The organism is Aeromonas dhakensis, assembly GCF_002285935.1.
Taxonomy (GTDB): domain Bacteria; phylum Pseudomonadota; class Gammaproteobacteria; order Enterobacterales; family Aeromonadaceae; genus Aeromonas; species Aeromonas dhakensis.
The window spans coordinates 653,963-678,549 of record NZ_CP023141.1; the positions used below are offsets into that span (position 1 = coordinate 653,963).

Consider the following 24,587-nt stretch of genomic DNA (forward strand, 5'->3'; position numbering starts at 1 on the left):
CCCGAACGACAGCCCACCAAGGAATGCACCATGACCCGCAAATGGATATTCGCCCTCACCACCCTGTTCACCAGCCTGAGCGCCATCGCCACCGAACCGCTGCGGGTTTCCGCCATCCCGGACGAGGCCCCCACCGAGCTGCAACGCAAGTTTGCCCCGCTGGGTGACTACCTGGCCGAGAAGACCGGCCGCGAGGTGGTGTTCGTGCCGGTCAACGACTACGCCGCCGTGGTCGAGGCGCTGGCCGCCGGCAAGCTGGACATGGCCTGGCTCGGTGGCTTCACCTATGTGCAGGCCCATCGTCGTGCCGACAAGGTGGTGCCCCTAGTTCAGCGCCAGGAGGATGCCCAGTTCACCTCCAAGTTCATCGCCAATGCCGACAGCGGCATCAAGACCCTGGCCGACACCAAGGGCAAGGACTTTGCGTTCGGCTCCCCCTCCTCCACCTCCGGTCACCTGATGCCACGCCACTTCCTGGCCGAGCAGGGCATCAACCCGGAGCGTGATTTCGCCCACGTCGCCTTCTCCGGCGCCCACGACGCCACCGTCGCCTGGGTCGCCTCCGGCAAGGTGCCGGCCGGTGCGCTCAACGCCTCCGTGTGGGAGAAGCTGGTGGAAGAGGGCAAGGTCGACACCGCCAAGGTCAAGGTGATCTGGACCACACCGACCTACTTTGACTACAACTGGACCGTGCGCGGCGGCCTGGATCCGGCCCTGCAAGAGAAGATCAAGCAGGCCTTCCTCAGCCTGGATCCGGCGGTGCCCGCCCAGGCCGAGATCCTCAAGCTGCAACGCGCCAGCCGCTTCATCGAGACCAAGCCCGAGAACTACCTGGGCATCGAAGCCGCCGCCACCCAGGCCGGCCTGCTGAAGTGATCGCCGTCGCGCTGGACGGGGAAGGATTGCGGCTCGGCCAGAGTCGCATCCTGCAGCCGTTCAACCTGCAGATAGCCGCGGGCGAGTGCGTGGCCATCATAGGGCCAAGCGGCGCGGGCAAGACCAGCCTGCTGCGGCTGATCGGCACCGAGCTGCGTGGCGAGGGCAGGCTCACCCTCTGGGAGCAGGATCCCTGGACCCTCTCCACCCGGGACCGCCAGCGGCTGCGCAGCCGGATCGGCATGGTCTGGCAGCAACCCCCGCTGCCCGCCTCCCAGCCGGTGGTGACCGCCGTGCTGGCCGGTCGGCTCGGCCAGTGGTCCCTCGGCCGCTCCTTGCTCTCCCTGCTGCGCCCCTGCGACCCCGCAGGGGCGCGGGCCGAACTGGCCCGCCTCGGCCTTGCCGACAAGTGGCAACAGCGCTGCGGCGAGCTCTCCGGTGGCCAGTTGCAGCGGGTCGGCATCGCCCGGGTGCTCTATCAGCAGCCTGATCTGATCCTGGCCGACGAGCCCGTCTCCGCCCTCGACCCCGTGCTCGCCCAGAGCAGCCTGGATGCCCTGCTGGCCCAGGCTAGAGCCCGGGGCAGCACACTCATCGCCAACCTGCATGCGGTCGAGCTGGCGCTCGGCCGTTTCCCTCGCATCATCGGTCTGCGCGAGGGGCGGGTGCAGTTCGACTGCCCGGCTGCAGCCGTCACGCCGGCCATGCTGGCCGAGCTCTACGCCGGTGATGACGAGGCGGCTACGTGTTTGAACTGACCCACCGCTGGCGCCATCCCCTGCCCTGGCTGTTGCTGCTGGTCGGCTACAGCCTGTGGCAGCAGGCCGACGGCTGGCTCGGCCTGTTCGACGGCCAGAGCTGGCGGCAGATGGGTAACTTCCTCGCCACCAGCTGGCCACCCCGTTTTGATCGGGACTTTCTCGCCCTGACCCTGACCGCGACCCTGGAGAGCCTGGCCGTCGCCACCCTGGGGCTGGCGGGCGCCCTGCTGCTCGGCGTGCCGTTTGCCCTGCTCGGCTCGCGCGCCCTGTCGCTGGCCGAACTGGGCCCGATTCCCAGCCCGCTGCGCAGCGCCTTGCGGGCCCTCTCGCGCCTCGTCGCCATCGTGCTGCGCAGCCTGCCCGAGCTCATCTGGGCACTGCTGTTCGTGCGCCTGTCCGGGCTCGGGCCGCTGGCCGCCATCCTGGCCATCGCGGTCAGTTACGGCGGCATGCTGGCCAAGGTTTACAACGAGATCATGGAGAGCGGCGCCCTGCAACCGGCCCGCACCCTGCTGCTCGGCGGTAGTGGCCGGCTGCAGGCACTCTGGTACGGCGTGCTGCCCGCAGTGCGCCAGGAGCTGCTCTCCTACACCGTCTACCGCTGGGAGTGCGCCCTGCGCGCCTCCGTCATCATGGGCTTCGTCGGCGCCGGCGGGCTCGGCCAGCAGCTCGAGCTCTCCCTGCGCATGTTTGCCGGTGGCGAGGTGGTGACCCTGCTGCTGGCCTTTATCCTGCTGGTAACCCTGGCGGATGGCCTCAGCGCCTGGTTGCGCCACAGCCGCTCCCCCGGCCTGCTGTTGCTGATCTGCCTGGGGCTGGCCGCAACTCTCGCTCTTTATCAACTCGACTGGCGCATGCTGAGCTTCTCCTTCGGGGGGCTGGGCACCTTTCTGGGGGAGTTCTTGCAACCGGACTGGTCATGGCCCTTCCTCAAGACGGTGGCCAGCGGCCTGCTCGATACGGTGCAGATGGCGCTGCTGAGTACCCTCTTCAGCGCCCTGCTGGCCCTGCCGCTGGCCTGCCTCGCTCGCCACTGCTGGCCGCTGCGGCTGTTGTTCAACCTGCTGCGCTCGGTACCCGAGCTCATCTTCGCCAGCCTGCTGGTGATCGCGGTCGGGCTGGGGCCGGTGGCGGGCATACTGGCGCTGACCCTGCACACCACCGGGGTGCTGGCACGGTTGTTCGTGGAGACCCTGGAGAACGCCGATCCCGCCCCCCGCCTCGCCCTGCAGCTGAGCGGGGCCGGGCCCATTGCCAGCTTCTGGTACGGGCTGTTTCCCCTGGTCACGCGCCAGTGGCTGGCCTATAGCCTCTATCGCGGCGAGATGAACCTGAGGGCCGCCACCATACTCGGCGTGGTCGGCGCCGGCGGGCTGGGGCAGCAGCTCTATGTCTCCCTGAGCCTGTTCCGTTACGATCAGACCGCCACCCTGCTGCTGGCCATCCTGTTGCTGGTCTGGTTGGCGGAGGCCATCAGCCGCCGCACCCGCTTGCCGCGCCCGGCCCCCACTCAGCGGGATTGCCAGATCTGACGCAAGCTCCTGATAAACAAAAAGCCCGCCGGTTTGCACCGGCGGGCTTTTTTCATGGGATCAGACGAGGTCAGTCTTTCTTGGCCAGCAGGAATTTCACCAGCTGGTTGAACTGCTCCTGGGAAGTAATGGATTCGATTTTCACCATGTACTTGCCGTTGACCAGGAAGGCCGGCACACCGCGGATGTTGTAGCTCTCGGTGTTGCGGTCAAACTGGGAGACCATGCCGGAGACGGCGAAGCTGTCGACGGCGCCGTCGAACTCTTCGGCCGGTACGCCGTTGTCCACGAAGATCTGCTTCACGTCGGCGCGGCTCTGCGGGATCTGACGCTGGGTGTGGATCTTGTCAAAGATGGCCGGGGTCAGCTTGCCTTCAACGTTCAGCAGGCTGGCAACGGCGTAGGCACGCTGCATCTCCGGACCCATTTCGCGGCCCAGGAAGGCCACCGGGTTCTTCTTCATCGGCACGCCTTCCGGCAGGTTCTTCTTCAGATCCTCGGCAATCGGCTCGAACTTGGCGCAGTGGGGGCAGTAGTAGGAGAAGAACTCCAGTACTTCCGGCTGGGCGCTACCGGTCTGCTTGACCACATCATAGTTGACGCCTTCCTTGAATTCGGGGGCGGCGTGAACCATGGGCATCATCAGCATGGCAGCAAGGAAAAACAGAATTTTTTTCATGACGTTTCCTGTTAAGGGATCACTGTGAGGCACGCCCGGCGAACCGAAGCAGTGCCAAGCCTATTGCGTCACCACTGCACAGTCAATGATCAAGCAGGGGGTGCGAGTCCCATCCCTCGCTCACCAGGTCGTCAAGTTCTCTCCCCGGCGCCCGCGTCAGCGCGAACGCCTTGATAGCCTGCCGCGGGTCTGCGGCAGACATGGCGAGCGGCCGGCAACCCGCCGCATCACCAGCCAGGCATCAGGGTCAGGGGCGGCGCCTTGAGCGCCTCCAGCTGATCGTGCAGGGTGGCGATCTGCTGGCGCCAGTAGTGCTCGGTGTTGAACCAGGGGAAATGGCGGGGGAAGGCGGGATCCTCCCAGCGCCGCGCCAGCCAGGCCATGTAGTGGACGATGCGCATGGCCCGCAGCGGCTCGATCAGCGACAGCTCGCGCGGGTCGAACTCCATGAACTCTTCATAGCCCGCCAGCAGGGTGTCGAGCTGGATCTGCTGCTCGCTGCGCTCGCCGTTCAGCATCATCCAGAGATCCTGGATGGCGGGGCCGGTGCGGCAGTCGTCGAGATCGACAAACATGGGACCGTCGCGCCACAGGATGTTGCCCGGATGGCAATCGCCATGCAGGGAGATCTGTGCCACATCCAGGGTCATGGCGTCGCCGACGTGCTTGATCAGCTCGTCCAGCACCCCGAAGAATTGCTTGGCCAACCCGCTCGGCAGCCACTCGCCGGACGCCAGCAGCTGACGCGGCTCGTGCAGCATGGTCTCCACGTCGAGCCGGACGCGATGGTGAAACGGCTTGCTGGCACCGAGCTGATGGATGCGGCCGAGGTAGCGCCCCACCCACTCCAGTTGGTCGAGGTTGTCCACCTCGAACTGGCGCCCCCCCACGCTCTGCCAGATGGCAAACGGGTAGCCCTGATGCTCCAGCAGGGTCTCGCCGGCAAAGGCGAGCGGAACGGCGACCGGGATCTCCGCCTCGCACAGGCGAGCGGCAAACTCGTGCTCCTCGAGGATCTGGGCCCGGCTCCAGCGGCCGGGACGATAGAATTTCACCACGTAGCGGCGACGATCCTCGTCCTGGAACTGATAAACCCGGTTTTCGTAGCTGTTGAGCTCGATGAGGCCCGAGTCGAGCCGCAGACCGCTGAGGTCCAGCGCATCCATGATGAGGTCGGGAGTGAGATCGGAATAGTTGAAACGCATGTCATCCACCATGAGAAAGGGGCGCCGTTGCGCCCCATTCTATCACTACTGTCCGCCGTTGCCGTGCATGGCGGTGTGCCTTGCCGTCACAACCGGCTGATGAACTTGCTGGGCTGGCGCAGGGTCCCCTTGCTGTCGTCCGGCGCCGCCCCTTCGCGTTTGAGCACGAAGCGGATGTCCAGGGTCGGCTTCTTCAGGTTGAAGGGATCGACGGCCACGCTCACCGGCAGGGTATAGATCTCGCCGGCCTTCAGGGTCACCTCGCGCGGGCCGAACCACTCGTGCTCCGGCAACCCCTCCACATCCAGCTGATAGGTCTGGGGATGCAGGGTCTTGTTGAGGATCTTGAGGGTATAGGTGTTCTCGATGAGCCCCTCGCTGTTCTCGCGGAACAGCTGGTTGCGATCCCGCAGGATGTCGAGCCCCATCGGCATGATGGACATGGCGTTGTAGACGAACACCCCCAGCATGATGGCCATCACCAGGCCGTAACCGATCAGCTTGGGCCGCGCCACATGGGTGGAGTCATTGGCCAGCTTGTGCTCTGTGGTATAGCTGATGAGCCCCTTCGGATAACCCATCCGCTCCATGGTCTGATCGCAGGCGTCGACGCAGGCGCCGCAGTTGATGCACTCGTACTGCAGGCCGTCGCGGATGTCGATGCCGGTCGGGCAGACCTGCACACAGAGGTCGCAGTCGATGCAGTCCCCCAGTCCCAGCGCCTTGGGATCGGCCTTGCGGGAACGGGCACCCCGGGTCTCGCCGCGCTTGGTGTCATAGCCGACGATGAAGGTGTCCTTGTCGAACATGGCGGACTGGAAGCGGGCATAGGGGCACATGTGAATGCACATGATGGCGCGCATCCAGCCGGCGTTGCCGTAGGTGCAGGCGGCGAAGAGCACCACCCAGAAGATGACCCAGCCGCTGGCCTGCAGGGTGAAGAAGTCAGGCACCAGCTGGAACACATCCTGGAAGTAGGCGACGAAGGTGAGGCCGGTGCCCAGCGACAGCAGGAGCCAGGCCAGGTGCTTGGCCCCCTTGCGGGCCAGCTTCTCGCCGTTCCAGGGCGAGGCGTCCAGCTTGCGGCGCTTGTTGGCGGAGCCTTCCAGCTTCTCTTCAAACCAGATGAACATGAAGGTCCACACCGTCTGCGGACAGAGGTAGCCGCACCAGACCCGCCCCAGGAAGGTGGTCACGAAGAAGAGGGCAAAGGCGGCGATCATGAAGACCCAGGCCAGCAGGGTGAGATCCTGCGGCCAGATGGTGGCGCCGAAGATGTGGAACTGCTGATGGCCGATATCGAACAACACGGCCTGTCGACCGTCATAGCGCAACCAGGGAATGGCGACGAAGAGCACCACGAAGAACCAGCCCATGGCCTTGCGCATCCGCTGCCAGTAGCCGGTCTGGGCCCGGACATAGATGCGGTTGCCGGGGTTGAACCTGTCGTCGCTGGCTTTGAAGGTATTGGGGTTGAACGTCCCCGTTACATCGCCGGTGACATCCTTGATATCGATCTTGTCCTGGTCGGCCATTGCAACACTTCGCTCCATTAATTAATTGTTATGGGGCGGATTATATCTTAAACAGCCTGCTAATTGTGTGGGTAAAATGTATCTAATGTTCGAGTGGTGTCGCAATTTCAAGCAACAAAAAAGACGCATCGCCAGTTGACGAAACGTCTTTTTAAGAGATTCCTTTGAAAACCTTCAAGCTTCCAGCAAGCACACTCTTTACTTGATGCCGCGGGCCTTGAGCAGGGCTTCCTTGAAGTCGGGCACGTGGTCCTTGGCCAGACCGGGGATCATCGCCTGCTTGTCGGATTCACGCATCTTGAGGTGGTAGATCAGCATGTCGTCGGTCAGCTCGGACAGAGGCCCTTCAAATCCCGCTTCTTCGGCCAGTTTGGCAACAAACTGTACCAGGCTGAGATCCTGTTCCTTGATCCAGGCAGGCTGCAGCAACTCCAGCAGCTCTTCGATACGATGACATTGCATAGACGACCTCTTTAATCTGTCTTGTGAAACTCAGGCAACCTTACCCATCAAGGCTACTTCGATACGATCCCGCCCATTATGCTTGGCCTGATAGAGGGCCGCATCCGCTTTTTGTATCAGCTCGCTGATGGAGAGGGTCTGATCCGGTACCAGGGTCGCCACCCCGAAACTGCAGCTGACCCGACCGGAAACCAGGGACTTCTGATGGGGAATGCTCAACTCCTTGAGGGCCACCCGCACGTTTTCGGCGATCTGCATGGCCCCCTGCATGCTGGTGCAGGGCAGCAGCAGCGCAAACTCCTCGCCACCGTAACGGGCGGCGAGATCGTCCTCCCGCCGCTGCACCTCGGCCAGCAGGCCCGCCACCTGCTGCAGACACTCATCCCCCAGCTGATGGCCGTAGAGATCGTTGAACTGTTTGAAGTAGTCCACATCCACCAGCACCAGCGACAGGGGAGCCCGGGCACGGTGGCAGCGCCGCCAGGCGCGCTCGAGGCAGTAGTCGAGATGGGCCCGGTTGGCGATGCCGGTCAGCCCGTCCAGCCGGGAGGTGAGCTTGAGGTGCTCGGAGACCGCCTTGAGCTCGGCCACCAGGTCGGCGTTGGAGAAACGGTGATAGAGGGAGGCCACCTGATCCCGCCGCAGGCGACGCAGCAGGGTCGGCAGGAAGACGAACAGGTAGCCGGCCAGCATGCTGGAGACGATCCGCTCCTGCTCGTTGCCCGCCCCCAGTTCGAACACCATGGCGAGCCCCAGCGGCAGCACGGCGCCATAGAGGGAGCGGCGACTGCCAAACAGCATGATGGCACTGCCGGTGAGGATCAGGCTGGCGAGCATCATCATGGCGGCGCGGTAGGTATCGGGCAGCTTGTCCATGTAGAGCAGCACGCCCAGCGCCCAGATGATGGAGGTGATGGTCACCCCGATGAAGAGTTCGCGCTCCAGCACCGGCAGCGGGATCTGTGCCAGCCTGGGCTGGCGCCAGCGCAGGTGCCAGCCCCGGCAGAGCAGCAGCAGCATCACGCTCGCCAACCAGCCAAGCGCCTCGCTGGCGGGCAGGTAGTCGTGGAACAGCAGGCTCCAGCCAAGTGCCAGCAGACCCAGGCAAGGCAGGCTGAATGAGGCGTGGGTATAGAGCTGGGCCATGATGGCCTGCTTTACCTGACGTGTCACACTCTGGGTCAACTGCGTACTCCCTGTACAAGAGCCGCACAGTCTACCACTACCCCTTCGGAGCCAACAATAAAACGTCCGTTATTAAGCGGTTAGTCAGTCGATGATGCCAGACCCCAGCCTGCCGGCAGGGGCGACTCAGCCGCGCTCCAGCTCGTCGAGGATCGGGCACTCGGGATTCTCGTCCCCGTGGCAGCAACCGACCAGCCCCTCGAGAGAGCTGAGCATGGCCTGCAAGCCAGCGATGCGGGCGCGCAGATCGACGATCTTCTCCTGCGCCAGCTTTTTCACCTGGGCGCTGGTTCTGTGCTCGTCCCGATAGAGCGCCAACAGCTCCTGGCACTCCTCCAGATTGAAGCCGGTCTCCCGCGCCCGCTTGACGAAGCGCAGCTCGCGCAGGGCCGAATCGGTGTAATTGCGATAGCCATTGTCGCTGCGCACCGGCGCCGAGATGAGGCCGATGCTCTCGTAGTAGCGGATGGTCTTGGCGGTCAGTCCCGTCGCCTTGGCTACCTTGCTGATGTTCATGGATGACTCCTTAACGGTTCGATTCAGTGCTGACATGGTGGCTGGCCTGGGCGAGCGCCCGCGGTTGCCAGCGTTTCAGTAACAGGGAATTGCTCAAGACGGTGATGCTGCTCAGGGCCATGGCCGCCCCCGCCAGCTCGGGGCTGAGGTAACCCAGCGCCGCCAGCGGAATGCCGATGATGTTGAACACGAAGGCCCAGAACAGGTTCTGCTGGATGGTGCGCCAGGTGGCCGCCGAGATGTCGATGGCATCGGCCACCAGCCGCGGATCAGAGCGCATGAGGGTGATGGCGGCGGTCTCCATCGCCACGTCGGAGCCGGAACCCATGGCGATCCCCACATCCGCCGCCGCCAGCGCCGGGGCATCGTTCACCCCGTCCCCCACCATGGCGACCAGCCCGCGGGTTTGCGCCCGCAGCGCCTCGACCTTCTCCACCTTGCCGGCCGGCAGCACGGAGTCAAACGCCCCGTCCAGCCCCAGCTTGGCAGCGATATGAGCCACCGGTGCCGGCGCATCACCGCTCACCAGCCAGCTGGCGATGCCGCGCTGGCGCAGGGTAGCGATGGCCTCGGGGCTCTCCGGTCTCAGGGTATCGGCCAGGGCCGCTATGCCGGCCACCACGCCGTCGATAGCCACCCAGACCCGGGTCGCGCCGTCGGCGGCTTGTTCATCCTGTTGTGGTACGTCAATGCCGAGCTGGGCCAGCAGACTGGCATTGCCGATGGCGACCGAATGATCCACCACCTGGCCGAGGATACCAGCCCCGACCCGCACCTCCACCGCCTCCGGCTGGGGCAGCACGGCATCTTTGCCGGCCGCCTCGCGCATGGCCAGCGCCAGCGGGTGCTCACTCGCCTGCTGCAGAGCGGCGGCGAGGCGCAGCTGCTCGTCGTTGCCGCTCCAGCTCGCCAGCACCGGCCGGCCCTGAGTGAGCGTACCTGTCTTGTCGAAGATCAGCGCCTTGATGGCGTGGGCCTTCTGCAGGGTATCGACATCTTTGATCAGAATGCCGTAGCGCGCCGCCACCCCGGTGCCGGTGACGATGGCGGCCGGCGTGGCCAGTCCCAGCGCGCAGGGGCAGGCGATCACCAGCACCGCCACCGCCGCCAGCAGCGCCTGACCGAAGTCGTTGCCGATGGCGTACCACACCAGCAGGGTAAAGAGGGCGATGGCCATCACCACCGGCACGAACACGGCGGAGACCTTGTCCACCAACTGCTGTAGCGGGGCCTTGCCCATCTGGGCGCTCTCCACCAGGGCGATGATCTTGCTGAGGCTGGAGTCCTCCCCCACCGTGGTGGCCTCGATCTCCAGCACGCCGGAGCGGTTGATGGCACCGCCCAGCACCTTGTCGCCCTCGCCGCGTAGCACCGGCAGGCTCTCGCCGGTGAGGATCGACTCGTCCAGCTCGCTCTCGCCGCTCAGGATCTTGCCGTCCACCGGCACCCGCTCACCCACCAGCACCCGCAGCCGATCGCCGCGCAGCACCTCGTCGATGGCCACGCTCTGCCAGCTCTCACCGCGCCAGACGGTCGCGGTTTCCGGCCGCAGCGCCATCAGTTCGCGAATGGCAGACTGGGTGCTGCGTCTGGCGCGGGCCTCCAGCAGCTTGCCGAGGGAGATCAGGGTGATGATGATGGCGCTCGCCTCGAAATAGAGCTGGCCGCTGGCAGCCATCCCCAGGGTCAGCAGCAGATAGAGGCTGTAGAAGTAGGCCGCACTGGTGCCGGTCGCCACCAGCACGTCCATGTTGGCGGAGCGGTTCTTGATGGCGAGCCAGGCACCGCGATAGAAGCGGGCCCCGATCCAGAACTGCACCGGGGTGGCGAGCACCAGCTCCAGCCAGGCGGGCAGATGCCAGGGCAGCAGACCGGCCATTGAGAACATGCCCACCAACAGCGGCAGGGTCAGCAGCGCCGAGACGATGACCCGGGTCTGCGCCTGACGGGCACTGGCGGCCTCCTGCGCTTCCCGTTCCAGCAACTGCTGGCGGCGGCCACTGGCCGAGCCCTGCGCCAGCTGGGCACCAAAGCCGAGGGCTTCGATCTGCTCGCGCAATGCGGCGGGGGTCTGCATCCCGGGCACCAGCACGATACGGGCCTGCTCGAGCGAGAAGTTGACGTCGGCTGAGATGACGCCGGGCAGCGCGGCCAGCATCTTGTTCAGACGAGCCGAACAACCGGCACAGGTCATGCCGCTGATCTGGAAGGAGAGCGTCTCGTGGCCATAGTCATAGCCCTGTGCCTGAATGCTCTCCAGCACCGCCGGCAAACGGTCGGGGCTGGCCAGGTCGATGGCGGCCTGTTCCAGCGCGAAGTTGACGGTCGCCTCGACCCCCTCCAGCTTGTTGAGGGCGGTCGTGATGCGGCTGGCACAGTTGGCGCAGCTCATGCCTGTGAGCGGCAACTGCAGATGGATGGGTAATTGAATATGAGTGGTCATCTTGTTCCTCCCCGGAACCCGTCGGCCAGAACGAGCGCCGACCAGCAAACCCTAACCTTTACTGTAAGGGTAAGCTCAAGCCATCTGACTCACTTTTTGCAGATGAAAAAACGGCGCCCGTTTGCTGCCAGGGAGCAAACGGGCGCCGACTTCAACTATTGCGCGGTGTGATCGGCTCAGATGCCGTACTGGGCGCGGTACGCCTTCATGGCAGCCAGTTGCGTAGCCAGCTCCGGCTGCTCGGCCTGCTTCTCTTCCAGATAAGCGATCAGGTCGCTCATCTGGATGATGGCGATGATGTGGGCGCCGTAGTCACGCTCCACCTCCTGAATAGCGGAGAGCTCGCCCTTGCCCTTCTCCTGACGGTCCAGCGCGATCAGCACGCCGGCCAGGGAGGCACCGTTGGCCTGGATCAGATCCATGGACTCGCGGATGGCGGTGCCGGCGGTGATGACGTCATCCACCAGCATGATGCGCCCCTTGAGCGGGCTGCCCACCAGATTGCCGCCCTCGCCGTGATCCTTGGCTTCCTTACGGTTAAAGCACCAGGGCACGTCCACGTCGTGCTGCTCCACCAGCTGCACGGCGGTGGCGGAGGCGATGGGGATCCCCTTGTAGGCCGGGCCAAACAACACGTCGAACGCGATGCCGGCATCCATCAGGGCGGCGGCGTAGAAACGCCCGAGACGGGCCAGATCGCGGCCGCTGTTGAACAGACCGGCGTTGAAGAAGTAGGGGCTCTTGCGGCCGGATTTCAGGGTGAACTCACCGAATTTGAGGACCTGTTTCTCCAGGGCGAATTCGATAAATTGACGCTGGTAGGCTTTCATTCTGGCTCCTTGCTTGGCTTGTCGTTTACTGGTGTGGGGGTATAAAAAAACGCGGACAATGCCGCGTTTTTAAAATCATGCAAGCGACTGCTTCTGCAGCGCAATGATGTCGGCGATGCCGCCCTTGGCGAGCGCCAGCATCTCCAGCAGCTCTTCGTGGGTGAAGGGCTCGGCCTCCGCGGTGCCCTGCACCTCGATGATGCGACCATCCTCGGTCATCACCACGTTCATGTCGGTCTCGGCGGCGGAGTCTTCGATGTACTCCAGATCGCAGATGGCTTCCCCTTCGAACATGCCGACGGAGACGGCGGCGATCATCTGCTTGAGCGGGCTCTGCTTGATCATGCCCTTCTCCACCATCCAGTTCAGCGCGTCCACCAGCGCCACGCAGGCACCAGTGATGGCGGCGGTACGGGTGCCACCGTCGGCCTGCAGCACGTCGCAGTCAACAGTGATGGAGTGCTCGCCCAGCGCGGTCAGGTCTACCGCGGCGCGCAGGGAGCGGGCGATCAGGCGGGAGATCTCCAGGGTGCGGCCGCTCTGCTTGCCGGAGGCCGCTTCGCGGTTCATCCGGGAGTGGGTGGAGCGCGGCAGCATGCCGTACTCGGCAGTGACCCAGCCCTGATTCTTCCCTTTCAGGAAGCGCGGCACGCTGGTGTCGACGCTGGCGGTGCAGAGCACGCGGGTGTTGCCGAATTCCACCAGCACGGACCCTTCAGCATGCTTGGTGAAGTGGCGGGTAATGGTGACCGGACGAAGCTGCGCGGCAGTGCGATCGCTGGGACGTGACATGGGACGGACCTCTGGGCTGGCTGAATTGGCGCAGGAGTATAGGGTCTGCTGGCGCTTTGGCGCAAGCCGCGTTGCTGCGACAAATGACGTCAAGCGAGGCGCGGGGCGCAGGCAATGGCCACCACTCCCTTGACAAGCCCTGCAACAACGCATGACGTCATTTGCAGCGCAACCCGTAGGGACGGGCCAGTTTTTTGCGCGTAACGTCGTTACTCGGCGGCTCATGTGAACGACCACACTTCACGCCTCGCGCCTAGTCCAGCACAAAAACTGACCCCGTCGCGGTCGTGACAAAGCACCAGCAGACCCTAAGCCATCCCAGCCCAAATATCAGCCGCTAAAACCACGCTGTCGGCTGACGGAGCAGGCCTGGCTGAGTATACTGGCCCCACACTTCATCAAGCCCGGAACAATCAATGATTCACAGCATGACCGCCTACGCCCGCAAGGAACTCAAGGGCGACTGGGGCACAGCCGTTTGGGAAATTCGTTCGGTCAACCAGCGCTATCTGGAGACCTACATTCGCCTGCCGGAACAACTGCGCAGCCTGGAGCCGGTTCTGCGTGAGCGCTTCCGCGCCAAGCTGCAGCGCGGCAAGGTGGAGTGCAACCTGCGCTTCGAGGCCGCGCAGGCTGCCGCCAGCCAGCTGCACATCAATGAAGAGCTGGCCAAGCTCATCATCGACAGCGCCAACTGGGTAATGAAAGAGGCGGGCCAGGGTCAGCTCAACCCGGTCGACGTGCTGCGCTGGCCGGGCGTGATGGCTGCCGCCGAGCAGGACATGGACGTGGTCGCCACCGAGCTGCTCGGCGGGTTTGACCTGACCATGGAAGATTTCCTCGCCTCCCGCGCCAGCGAAGGGGCCAACCTCAAGGCACTGATCGAACAGCGTCTGGCCGGCATTCAGGTGGAAGTGAAGAAGGTGCGCGTGCACCTGCCGCAGATCATCGAGTGGCAGCGCCAGAAGCTCACCGACCGGCTGGCCGAAGCCAAGGTGGAGCTGGATCCGGCCCGCATCGAGCAGGAGATCGTGCTGCTGGCCCAGAAGATCGACGTGGCGGAAGAGCTGGATCGGCTGGAGATGCACATCAGCGAGACCAACAAAATCATGAAGAAGGGTGGCGCCTGCGGCCGCCGTCTCGACTTCATGATGCAGGAGTTCAACCGCGAGTCGAACACCCTCGGCTCCAAGTCCATCAACGCCGAGGTGACCCAGTCAGCCGTCGAGCTGAAGGTGCTCATCGAGCAGATGCGCGAGCAGATCCAGAACATCGAATGAGATCGGTTCGATTGCGTGAAAAAGCCATTGGAGACAATGGCTTTTTCTTTTTATGCGGAGCAGGCGAGCACAGGGAGCGTACAGGCGGTGGGCTCGGCCGCCGGGCCGAGATCCCGCACTATGTCGCGGATCACCGCATCCAGCTGATGAAGGCTGTGATGATGAGGCAGGGTGATGAGGTGGGAGTGCTCACCCGAGGTCGCCAGACAATGGCGTTTCCAGGTGCGCTCCGAGGGGCGCGGGAAGACCACGGTAATGGAGTGCGGATGCCGCCAGGCCGGCACCCCCTGCTGATTCAGCCGCTCTACCAGCTGCTGGGCCATGGCCAGGCAGCGCCCGGTCCGCTCACGCCACTGGGCCAGCGTCCGCCCCTTGATGGCGGCCCACATCAACAGGGGCGTGAAGCCGTTGCGCGATCCGCTGATGGTCTGATCGCTGGCCGAGATGTAGTCCACCTCCACGGCGATGCGATCTACAAAACGCCGCCTGGCCAGCACGATGCCGCACGGGATCGGCGACCCCATCATCTTGTGGCCCGAGACACTGATGGAATCGATGCCGTCGGCAAATGAAAAGGCCGGCGCATCGTCCACAAACGGCAGAATCATGCCGCTCAGGGCCGCATCCGCGTGCAGGTAGTAGTCCTGACGGGGGATGCCGATGGCCGACAGCCGCCGTTGAATGGCGCCGATGTCGTCGACCGCCCCCTTCATGGTGGTACCGATATTGGCAAATATGATGGGATGACGCTCGCCATCATTCACTATCTGCTCTGCCAATTTATCGCAGTCAATTTCCCCGCTGGGCAGTGTGGGAATTTCCTTGGCCTTGATCCGCAGCAACCTGATTATTTTGGCAACCGAATAGTGTGTCTCTTGTGAATAATAGAGGGTACCTTCAGGAAACAACTCTCTGGCGAGATAACAGCCAAACATATTGCCTTCGGTGCCGCCATTGGTCACATAACCCCAGCTCTGCTCTGGCGGGATTGAAAATAGCGATGAGAAATAGTGCATGACCTCTCGCTCAAATTCGAAGGTATTGAGCAAATAATTTCCAGGCGCACCCCAGTCGCCACAGTTATTGATAGAAAACTGTAAAAACTTGTGCAGCGTGGAATAATCAAAGTCGGCAGCCTCCGGATAACCGACATTGAAATACTGATGGGTAAGGCAGAACTGCCAAAACTGCTCGAGCCTGTGCTGATCTTCTGCTGACAGCGTCATGATGGTGTCCGTGGCGAGCGCCATGACCTGGCGCCGCCCTTGCTGAATGATAAGAGCAATGCGTGAAATTGATTGAATATATACAGCCAGTCAGGCCGCCGGGGAGCCGCTCAGGAGCGCCCACCAGGCTGACAGGGTGGGCCTGCGCGCCAGCTCGTCAAAGCCGACATCGACCCCTTGTGCCTTCAGCTCTGCGGTAAAGCGCATGATGCTGAGGGAGTCCAGCCCATACAGCACCAGACTCTCCTCCGGATCCAGTTCCCCCTCCTCCACCAAGCTCTGTACTCGTTCATTCAACCACTCACGGGTCATGAATGTTGGTCTGCTCATGTTATTTCCTCACTGTCTGTCATGGTTATTTCTAGTCGTGATTGTTTAATCAACGCCCCCACCAAATTGCTGAAAACTGGATCGACGACTGCCAAAAAAGAGGTGCCGTCATACCGCTCTTAAATACCGTCAAGAGTCATCTCTGGCCACGACTGATGCCAATTTAATTAAGCGACTTATCGATATAACCATATGGGTTGACGGATTAAATTAACCTTGAAATGAAAATCATTCTCACCTTTAAATATATAAACAACGAAACACGACAAGTTGTCAACGCCATGAATGAGATGAAAGAACTGACCGCGATGCAGGCGGCTTGCTGGATGGGACGCAGCGCACATGCCCATCTGGGGGGCGTCAGTGCCCACCTCTACGCCGAGTTTGACGGCCCGGCCCTCGATCTGGCGCGCCTGCACGGTGCGCTGGAACGTCTCTATCAGGCGCACCCCATGCTGTGCCTGACCGTCACCCGGGACGGCGCCCAAACGTTGGGAGAGCCTGCCCCGGCCGTGCTGGAGATAGATGATTTCCGCTCCCTGAGCGGCCAGCCACTGGCCGATGCCCTGGCCCGCAAGCGGCAGGAGTGGACCCACCAGCAACTCGATCTGAGCCGGGGTCAGGCGGCCCGCTTCTCCGTCACCCGGCTGGCAGAGCAGCGCCAGCGGCTGCACATCGACACCGACATGATGGCCGTCGATCCCTCCAGCGTGCGGATCCTGCTCGCCGACCTGGCCCGGTGGTACGAAGAACCGGAGTGGACGCCACCACCGGCCCCTTCGTTTTTTGCCTGGCACGAGGCTGTGCAGACGCGCCTGCGCGCGCGCCGGGAACAGGATCGGCAGTGGTGGCGACAACAGCTGCCAACGTTGGCGCCGGCGCCTACCCTGCCGACCGTTCCGCAGCAGGCGCCCCCCGCCAGCGAGCGCCTCAGCGCCACCCTGGATGCCGCTACCTGCCAAGCCCTTACCACCCTGGCACGGCAGCGGCGCCTGACCCTCTCCAGCCTGATGCTGGGCCTCTTTGCCCACGCCCTGGGCAAGGCCACCGGCGACAGGCGTTTTCGCCTCAATGTCCCCTTCTTCTGGCGCGAGCCCGTGCTCGGCAACGAGCAGCGGATCGTCGGCGAGTTCGCCAACCTCACCCTGGTGGACGTGGACCTTGACCAGGCCGGCACGCTGGATGCGCTGTGCCGGCAACTGGCGGCCCAATGGCACCAGCGCCTCGGTCACGGCGCCTATTCCGGCGTGGCGGTGATGCGCGATCTCTCCCGCCACCACGGCTCGGCCCAGCTGGCCCCCATCGTCTTCACCGCCGCCCTGGATCTGGAAGGGGGCTCGCTGTTTCACGAACGGGTGCACAGGGTCTTCGGCGCCATGAACTGGGTCATCTCCCAGGGCCCCCAGGTGGCGCTGGATGCCCAGCTGGTGCGCCTGCGCGGCGAACTGCTCATCAACTGGGACGTCCGCCTCGATGCCCTGCCGCGCCCCTGGATCACCGCCCTCTTCGACGATCTGGTGGCACAGTTGCGCCAGCTGGCGCGGGATCCCGCCCTGCTCGACGCCCAGCTGCACCGCCGCCGCGAGGCCCCCCTGACGCCGCTGCAGCAGGCCTACCTGCTCGGGCGCACCACCCAGTTTCCGCTCGGGGGCGTGGCCATGCAGGAGTACCGGGAGTACCGCGGCAAGATGGAGCCGGCGCTGCTGCGCGCCCGCCTGCGGGAGATAGTGCAGCGCCACGATGCGCTGCGTACCCGCATCGATGCCGACCGCCTGGTACAGATCGTCGATGACGAGGTGCGCCTCAATCTGCACGAACAGGACCTGCGTCAGCTGACCGAAGAGGAGGTGGCTCCCAGGCTCGCTCGCCACCGGGAGGCATACAGCCATGCCCTGTTCGACCTGACGCAGTCCCCCTGGGATCTGACCCTGCTGCACCTGCCGGGAGACGAGCTGGTCGCCTTCGTGCGCATCGATGCCCTGATCCTGGATGGACACGCCATCGCCACCCTGATGCGCGAACTGTTCGAAGGAATAGTGGCCCCCGCGCTGCCCTCTCCACCCGCTCACGAGCCCACGGCGGCGCAGCGGGAGCAGGCAGGGGACTACTGGCGACGCAAGCTGGCCAGGCTGGAGGGGCCACCGCGCCTGCCCTGGACCCAGCCGCTCGAAGGTCTGCGCCGTGCCCGCTACGCACGCCAGCGGCAACGCATACCTGCCGGGCAGGCGGCCGCGCTCTACAAGCTGGGTGCCCGCCAGCACCTGTTCAAGAACACCACCCTGATGGCCGTCATCCTGGAGGTGCTCTCCCGCTGGCGCGACGAGGGGGATCTCTGCGTGGCCGTGCCGGTGGCCCCGCCACCCGGCGGGCCGCTGACCAACCGTTCCAGCTTTATCGCCCTCACCTGGCAACCCGCGGAGGGCACCCTGCTGGAGCGGGCCCACATCCTGCAGCAGGACGTCATGGAGGGGCTGGATCGGCTCGCGTTCTCCGGGGTCGATATCGCCCGCCAGCTGGTGGAGACCCATGGCGGCGGGCCCGCCCTGCCCGTGGTCATCACCAACGGACTGGCCTGGCCGGTGGCCGCGTCAGAGAGCCCCATGCAGTGGCAAGGGGGCCTGACTCAGACACCCCAGGTCGCCATGGACATTCGCATCAGCCAGCAGGCCGACGGCACTCTGGTGCTCGACATCGACTACGCCAGCGAGGCTCTGGAGGCCGCGCTGGTGAGCGATCTGCTCGCGGCCATGGCGCGTGCCGTGGCCCGGCTGGCGGAGGGAAAGGCATTTCACCTCCCGGATCTGGTCACCCCCACCCATGCCCGTCACAACAGCCTGCCGGACGCCGCCTGCCACACCGACTTCCTGCAGCGCATCGCCGATCGCCTGTTCCATCCGCAGCACGAGGCGGTGGCCCTGATCCAGGGGGAGCGACAACTCAGCTACCGGGAGCTCGGCCACGGCGTAGGGCACGTGATGCATGCCCTGAGCGAGGCCGGCATAAAGGCCGGGCAGGTCGTCGCCATCTGCCTGCCGCGCAGCCCAGAGCACACCATGGTGACCCTGGCCTGCGCCCTCAGCGGCATCATCTGGGTGCCCGTCGATGCCGCCTCGCCAGCCGAACGACGCCGCTATCTGCTGGACAACTGCTGCCCCGACCTGGTGGTGGCAGAGCCAGGCGCAGAGACGGGCCACCCCACGCTGACCCCGGCCACCCTGCTGGCCGGCTCCGATGCCCCCCTCGGCACGCCCTGGGCGGGGCGCAGTGCCCACACCACGCCGGCCTACTACCTCTATACCTCAGGCACCACGGGGCGCCCCAAGTGCGTGGTGCTGAGCAACCAGGCCACCGCCAACGTGATCGGCAGCACCCTGCAGCGCTGGGGCATCACAGAGCAGGACAGGTTTCTCTCCGTCACTCCGCTGCACCACGACATGTCGGTCTTCGACGTGTTTGGCTGCCTGACCGCCGGCGCCACCCTGGTGCTACCGGAGCCAGGCGCCGACAAGGATGCGGTGCACTGGGGCCGGCTCATCGCGCGCCACGGCGTCACCCTCTGGTGTTCGGTGCCGGCCATGCTGGAGATGCTGCTCGCCTGCCACCCGGTCGACACGCTGCAGAGTCTGCGGCTCGTCGCCCAGGGAGGGGATTACATCAAGCCGGGCATCATAGAGCGCCTGCGCACCGGCCTGCCTGCCGCCCGTCTCTTCTCCCTCGGCGGGCCGACCGAAACCACCATCTGGAGCATCTGGCACGAGATAAGCGCCGACGATCGGCAGCGCATTCCCTATGGCACACCACTGCCGGGCAATGCCTACTGGCTGCTGGACGAGCGCGGTGAACACTGCCCGCTCGGGGTGGCGGGCCGCATCCATACCAGCGGCGTCAACCTGGCCCTCGGCTACCTAGAACAGGGGCAGCTTGTCCAGACCGACTTCGTCACCCTCACCGATGACAAGGGCCAACCGGTGCATGCGTTTCGCACCGGCGACCGGGGCCGCTACCGCCGCGACGGCACCCTGCTGTTCGACAGCCGGGTCAACGGTTACATCAAGGTGCGCGGGGTGCGTGTCTCGCTGCCCGACGTCGAGAGTGCCCTCATCACCCATCCGGCCCTCGCCCAGGTGCTGGTGGTGGAGTACGGCGACGAGCGACAGGGGGAGCTTGGGATCGGGCTGCTCTACGTCTGCGCCACCGACCACCGGCTGGACCCGGCCGCCCTGCGCGAGTTTGCCCGGGCGCAGTTGCCGGCCTCCCATGTGCCGACCCGCGCCCTGGCCGTCGAGCAGTTGCCCCTCACCGCCAACGGCAAGCCGGACAAGCCCGCCGCACGCACCCTGCTGGCGCAACCCGCCCCCCGTCACGGGGTACTCGACATCTATCTGGAGGTGCTGGGCGCGGCACCGGGCAGTGCCGACAGCCGGCAGCCCTTTACCGCACTGGGGTTGCGGCCCCAGCACCTGAAGACCATTTCGGCCCGGCTGCGCGAACGCTTCGCCGTGGAGCTGTCACCGGGCCAGCTGCTGGCCTGCCGCACGGCGGCCGACGTCGAGGGGCTGCTGGCCAGCGTGCGCGCCTGATCCTGCGCCCCGGCATGGCCGGGGCGCATCACCTTTCCTTTGGGAGTGTTTATGGAGACCACACACGTGGATATCGCCGGGGTCGGCATCGGCCCCTTCAACCTGGGGCTGGCGGCCCTGCTGGACCGGCATCCCGAGCTGATCGGGGTGTTTCTGGATCGCAAACCGGCCTTCAGCTGGCACCAGGGGCTCCTGCTGCCGGGCACCACGCTGCAGGTGCCCTTCCTGGCCGATCTGGTCACCCTGGCCGATCCGACCCATCCGCTGAGCTACCTCAACTATCTGCACCGGCACGACCGGCTCTACCCCTTCTACTATTACGACCACTTCCAGATCCCGCGCCGCGAGTATGACCACTACTGCCGCTGGGCCGCCAAGCAGCTCCCCAGCTGCCGCTTTGGCGAAGAGGTGGTGGCGGTGCATTACGATGCGAGCAAGGAGCGCTTCTGCCTCGAGAGCCGCGACGCCGACGGCCGGGCCCACCACTACCAGAGCCGTGATCTGGCCATCGGCATCGGCACCCGCCCGGCCCTGCCAGCCTGGGCGCAGGGGATCGATCATCCCAATCTGCTGCACTCCGCCGACTTCCTGCACGCCAGGGAGCGCCTGGCCGCCTGCCGCCGGGTGACCGTGGTCGGCTCGGGGCAGAGTGCGGCCGAGTGCGTGCTGGCCCTGTTCCAGGCGCTCACGCCGGAACGGGTGGCCGCCGGGGCGGCCATCCAGTGGATCACCCGGGCCCCCGGCTTCCACCCCATGGAGTACTCCAAGCTGGGGCAGGAGTGCTTCACCCCCGGCTACATGGACTATTTCCAGCGCATCCCGCGGGAGAAACGGCGCGCCATCGTGGCCGGGCAGGGGATGCTCTACAAGGGGATCAGCTTCGCGACCATAGGCGCCCTGTTCGACCTGATCTACGAGCGATCCATCGGCGGCCAGACACCCGGGCTGACCCTCTTCTCCAGCTGCAATCTGGAGGCGGCCGAAGTCCTGAGCGACGGCGCCCTGCGCCTGACCTGCCACCACACCCAGCTCGATCAGCGTTGTACCCTCGAGGCCGATGCCGTGGTAGCCGCCACCGGCTATGCCCACGCCTGGCCCGCCTGGTTCGAACAACTAAAGGGTGAGGTGCTGGCCGTGGACGAACAGGGGGACTGCATAGTGCAGGAGGACTTCACCGCCCGCCGCGCCGATCGGGGCACTGGCCGGGTCTTCATCCACAATGCCGACATCTTCCAGCAGGGGGTAGGCTCGCCGGATCTGGGGCTCGGGCCCAACCGCAATGCCCGCATCCTCAATCAGCTGCTGGGGCGCGCCCACTACCACCTGCCCGCCCGCACCACCTTCCAGCACTACGGTCTGCCGACCGACTGAGCCAAACAGTGAGCCCCCTTGCGGGGGCTCACGCCATCACACCTGTGGGGCCAGGGCCGCGAGCGGGCTGGCAGTACCCTCCCGCACCAGCTGTTCGAGCAACCGGTCAAGCAGGGCACAGAGAGTCTGTATCTGGGCCGGGCTGTAGCGACCGTCCCGGTAGGTGATGACCAGCCGCAGCCGCCGCTCATCGTCCAGCACATCCTCCATGATCTCGAACTGCAGACCGAACATGGTTTCGGTCTTGTCCGCATCGATCTGGCGGTAGCGCAGCCCCTCGCCCGCCGGGGTCGGCAGACGGCCGTTGAGGGCGTTGCTGGCGTGGATCTGGATGTAGACGTCGAACAGCAAGCCGTCGGCCGGCGTCATGCCCAATCCCTGCTGGATCTGTTCGAGCGGCACATCCGCGTAGCAGAGTGAGTCGTTGATGGTGCGGGTCACCTGGCGCAGCAGATCGCCAAACCGGGTGGTCGCGGCAAACGACACCCGATGCGCCACCATGGTAGTGAAATAGCCCACCGAGTCGAAGAAGGCCGGATCGGTGCGCCCCGAGGTCGAGGTGCCGATCAGGATCTCCTCGGCCTGACCCAGCTGGTGCAAGGAGAGGGCGATGGCCGTGTACATCAGGGTAAAGAGGGAGGCATCGTGGCCACGGGCCAGCTCATAGAGCCGGGCCAGCGTGCCCCCGGCCGGCTGCCACTCGTGCCAGCGGGCGGCCCAGGTTTCCCCCGGCAGGGGCATCACCGGCAAGGGAGGACGGCGGGAAGCCGGCACGGCGCCGTGCAGCAGACGGGTCCAGTAGGCCAGGTGCGTCTCGTTGATCCCATCCGCCGCCTGCCGGCGAGCAAAATCGTGAAACGCCGGCGCCGGTGCATCCCAGCGGGGGGCAATCCCGGCGGCGCGAGCCAGGTAAGCCTGGGCCAGCTCCCCCATCATCAGGTTGATGGACCATTCGTCCACCACCATGTGGTGCACCAGCAAGGAGAGCTGCTGGCGCCCCGTGGCCGGATCGCGCAGGAAACGGATCCGCAGCGGCAGTTCCCGGGTCAGGTCGAAGCGATGGGCCGCTGCGTCGGCCAGGGTCATCCCCTGCGACTCGGCACTGCCCCAGAACCAGCGATAGCCGGCCAGCTGATCGGCCGGGAGAATGCGTTGCCGCACCTCGCCATCCTGCGTCATGAACAGGGTCCGCAAACTGGCGTGGCGCTCGATAATATCGGTAAAGGCGCGAGCAAACAGGGACTCGTCCACCTCGTCAATAAAGTCGAGGGCAAACGGAAGATTAAAAATGGTGCCAAAGTCGTGGGCTTCATAAGCCCGCCACAGAGAGGCCTGCGCCAGGGCGAGCGGAGCCGGTTCCCTGTTATTTGCCGGGACGGCTTCCTGCAATGAAGCCTGCTCTGATATCACGGCCTTGCGTGCCAGGGCAGCCGCCGTCGGCGATTCGAAAAAGTCGTTGAAGCGGCACTCGATACCGTGCTCGCTCAGTAATTTCCCAATAATTCTGGTCGCCAGCAGGGAGTGACCACCATTATCAAAAAAGTCATCATCCGGCCCCATATCGGGCGATGACAAGGCACGACGAAATTCCTCAAGAATAATCCGTGAAATATTCTTTCCGACATCATGAGCAGGGGCACAAGAGGCTGGTGCGGCAAGGTGTGCCGGGGATGATAGCAGCAGCGGCGTTTGCCCGGCCTGGCCGGTAGCCAACCGATCGTAGTGCTGCTTCAGCGCCGCCATCAGGGTCTGTGGCGAGCCCTGTTCCGCAAGCACAGGATGCAGCACCAGCGCCAGTATCACACTGCGTTCTGCGTTGATAATCAATGCCTTGAAAGGCGGTTGGCGGGCACTGTCCCAGGGGGCCTGCTGCACTCGCCGTACCAGCTCATCTACCTCGTCAGCCGCCAGACGATGAAACTCCAGACAGGGATACCAGCCATTTATCTGATATTTAAATAGATCGCCATCGGCACTGAAAAAATAACGGGCATTGAGTTCCGGCTGCTCCTTTATTAATAACTCAACACTCAATATCAATAGCGAAATATCAATATCGTCAGGGAGCGGCCAACACATCGCCTGTTTAATTATCTGCTCGGGCTGCTGTTGTTGTAACAACCAGCAGCTCTCTTCATGGGCACTGACAGGCAGCTCAAGCAGCCCCTCATTATGGAATTGCAGCAAAAGCCATCTCCTTCTCTGTGGAAATATAACCCTGTGAATTACGTCTGTTTTATTTGAAATAACCACGGACGCATGCCCCTCCCCCCTAATTGGCGGGAAAGGCATTGCGATATATCGATGAACACGATACCGTGCAAATGATTACCATAATGATTTTCATTCTCAAATAAAAATAACACGAGGTTCAGGAGAGAAATCGTGGAAATGGGCACAGGCTCCTTCCAGGCGCAGTTGCATCGTCTGTATCAGGAACATCACGGATGGCTCTGCTCGCTGCTAAGACGCAGGTTGGGCAACAGCTGCGACGCCGCGGATCTGGCGCACGACATCTACCTTCAGCTGCTACGCAAGGGACACATCCCTACGGCGGCCGAGTGTCGTCGCCATCTGATGCAGATCGCCAAGGGCAAGGTGATCGATCTCTACCGCCGGCGTGCGCTGGAGGCACGCTACCTCGAACAGCAGAGCTACCAGCCCGACGCTCAGGCCCCCTCGGAAGAGCTGCGCGCCATGCAGCGTGAGGCGCTGGGAGCCGTCGCATCGGCCCTGCAACGCCAGTCCCCCAAGATCCGCCAGGCCCTGCTGCTCTCCCGCCTCGGCGGCCTCGGTTATCAGGACATCGCCAGCCAGCTGCAGGTGTCCGTTTCATCGGTCGAGAAGTATATCGCCCAGGGCGTGCAAAGCTGCCATCGCAGCCGGCCCGGCGGCGGCATCTGACCCGGATGGGGGAAATAAAAAGATTCATTTGAGGTTTTTTGTCCCCCGTACGGAAAACCACAGAGATCCGGTCGCTCGTT

19 protein-coding genes are annotated in these 24,587 nt (G+C 64.3%); 7 read left to right on the forward strand and 12 right to left on the reverse strand.

Features of this window, described 5'->3' with window-relative positions:
- The first annotated feature begins 30 nt into the window (after window positions 1-30).
- From CK627_RS03330 to phnE, 3 genes are read left to right on the forward strand one after another with little or no spacing between them, the layout of a single operon-like run.
- Window positions 31-876 carry a putative selenate ABC transporter substrate-binding protein gene (locus CK627_RS03330; RefSeq protein WP_010635703.1) on the forward strand — a complete coding sequence of 282 codons (846 nt, stop codon included), beginning with the start codon at window positions 31-33 and terminating at the stop codon, window positions 874-876.
- The gene (locus CK627_RS03335; RefSeq protein WP_095593447.1) at window positions 873-1,634 is read left to right on the forward strand and encodes a phosphonate ABC transporter ATP-binding protein; all 762 of its coding nucleotides are present in this window, start codon (window positions 873-875) and stop codon (window positions 1,632-1,634) included. The genes CK627_RS03330 and CK627_RS03335 overlap by 4 nt, the downstream gene beginning before the upstream one ends.
- Window positions 1,622-3,169 (forward strand): phosphonate ABC transporter, permease protein PhnE, encoded by a 1,548-nt coding sequence (gene phnE / locus CK627_RS03340; RefSeq protein WP_095591679.1) that lies wholly within the window; start codon window positions 1,622-1,624, stop codon window positions 3,167-3,169. The genes CK627_RS03335 and phnE overlap by 13 nt, the downstream gene beginning before the upstream one ends.
- 70 nt (window positions 3,170-3,239) lie before the next feature.
- On the opposite strand, the gene CK627_RS03345 is transcribed toward phnE, so the two are convergent.
- From CK627_RS03345 to rph, 9 genes are all read right to left on the reverse strand, one after another.
- Window positions 3,240-3,848: a thiol:disulfide interchange protein DsbA/DsbL gene (locus CK627_RS03345; RefSeq protein WP_005306845.1), complete on the reverse strand. Its 609-nt coding sequence runs from the start codon at window positions 3,846-3,848 to the stop codon at window positions 3,240-3,242.
- Window positions 3,849-4,075: 227 nt separating this feature from the next.
- Entirely contained in the window at window positions 4,076-5,065 is a 990-nt protein-coding gene (locus CK627_RS03350) for a serine/threonine protein kinase (protein ID WP_095591680.1), read from the reverse strand.
- Window positions 5,066-5,139: 74 nt separating this feature from the next.
- The gene (gene ccoG / locus CK627_RS03355) at window positions 5,140-6,588 is read right to left on the reverse strand and encodes a cytochrome c oxidase accessory protein CcoG (RefSeq protein ID WP_005306854.1); all 1,449 of its coding nucleotides are present in this window, start codon (window positions 6,586-6,588) and stop codon (window positions 5,140-5,142) included.
- 198 nt (window positions 6,589-6,786) lie between these two features.
- Window positions 6,787-7,050, reverse strand: coding sequence for a YihD family protein (locus tag CK627_RS03360; protein ID WP_005306857.1), 264 nt, complete (start codon window positions 7,048-7,050; stop codon window positions 6,787-6,789).
- A gap of 30 nt (window positions 7,051-7,080) precedes the next feature.
- Window positions 7,081-8,235 (reverse strand): GGDEF domain-containing protein, encoded by a 1,155-nt coding sequence (locus tag CK627_RS03365; RefSeq protein ID WP_005306862.1) that lies wholly within the window; start codon window positions 8,233-8,235, stop codon window positions 7,081-7,083.
- 126 nt (window positions 8,236-8,361) lie between these two features.
- Window positions 8,362-8,751 carry a Cu(I)-responsive transcriptional regulator gene (gene cueR / locus CK627_RS03370; protein ID WP_095591681.1) on the reverse strand — a complete coding sequence of 130 codons (390 nt, stop codon included), beginning with the start codon at window positions 8,749-8,751 and terminating at the stop codon, window positions 8,362-8,364.
- A gap of 10 nt (window positions 8,752-8,761) precedes the next feature.
- Window positions 8,762-11,194, reverse strand: coding sequence for a heavy metal translocating P-type ATPase (locus CK627_RS03375; RefSeq protein WP_095591682.1), 2,433 nt, complete (start codon window positions 11,192-11,194; stop codon window positions 8,762-8,764).
- Between the two features lie 176 nt (window positions 11,195-11,370).
- Complete coding sequence (pyrE, locus tag CK627_RS03380; RefSeq protein WP_042050022.1) at window positions 11,371-12,024, reverse strand: orotate phosphoribosyltransferase; 654 nt, start codon at window positions 12,022-12,024, stop codon at window positions 11,371-11,373.
- Window positions 12,025-12,099: 75 nt separating this feature from the next.
- Window positions 12,100-12,816: a ribonuclease PH gene (gene rph, locus CK627_RS03385; RefSeq protein WP_005306873.1), complete on the reverse strand. Its 717-nt coding sequence runs from the start codon at window positions 12,814-12,816 to the stop codon at window positions 12,100-12,102.
- A 416-nt stretch (window positions 12,817-13,232) separates the two neighbouring features.
- Between rph and CK627_RS03390 the strand changes: the two genes are divergently transcribed.
- A complete protein-coding gene (locus CK627_RS03390) occupies window positions 13,233-14,096 on the forward strand; it encodes a YicC/YloC family endoribonuclease (RefSeq protein WP_017781293.1) in 864 nt (287 codons plus the stop codon).
- A gap of 50 nt (window positions 14,097-14,146) precedes the next feature.
- Here CK627_RS03390 and CK627_RS03395 read toward each other — a convergent pair whose 3' ends face one another.
- Window positions 14,147-15,346: a histidine decarboxylase gene (locus tag CK627_RS03395; protein WP_095591683.1), complete on the reverse strand. Its 1,200-nt coding sequence runs from the start codon at window positions 15,344-15,346 to the stop codon at window positions 14,147-14,149.
- 66 nt (window positions 15,347-15,412) lie between these two features.
- Entirely contained in the window at window positions 15,413-15,652 is a 240-nt protein-coding gene (locus CK627_RS03400) for a phosphopantetheine-binding protein (RefSeq protein ID WP_226014205.1), read from the reverse strand.
- 290 nt (window positions 15,653-15,942) lie between these two features.
- Here CK627_RS03400 and CK627_RS03405 point away from each other — a divergent pair, with 290 nt between their 5' ends.
- Window positions 15,943-20,232: a non-ribosomal peptide synthetase gene (locus CK627_RS03405; RefSeq protein WP_095591684.1), complete on the forward strand. Its 4,290-nt coding sequence runs from the start codon at window positions 15,943-15,945 to the stop codon at window positions 20,230-20,232.
- Between the two features lie 66 nt (window positions 20,233-20,298).
- Window positions 20,299-21,603, forward strand: a complete 1,305-nt coding sequence (gene basC, locus CK627_RS03410) for a putative histamine N-monooxygenase (RefSeq protein ID WP_095591685.1) — start codon at window positions 20,299-20,301, stop codon at window positions 21,601-21,603.
- 36 nt (window positions 21,604-21,639) lie between these two features.
- Here basC and CK627_RS03415 read toward each other — a convergent pair whose 3' ends face one another.
- Window positions 21,640-23,790 (reverse strand): condensation domain-containing protein, encoded by a 2,151-nt coding sequence (locus tag CK627_RS03415; RefSeq protein ID WP_095591686.1) that lies wholly within the window; start codon window positions 23,788-23,790, stop codon window positions 21,640-21,642.
- A gap of 204 nt (window positions 23,791-23,994) precedes the next feature.
- Between CK627_RS03415 and CK627_RS03420 the strand changes: the two genes are divergently transcribed.
- A complete protein-coding gene (locus CK627_RS03420; RefSeq protein WP_019840901.1) occupies window positions 23,995-24,507 on the forward strand; it encodes a sigma-70 family RNA polymerase sigma factor in 513 nt (170 codons plus the stop codon).
- Window positions 24,508-24,587: the final 80 nt, after the last annotated feature.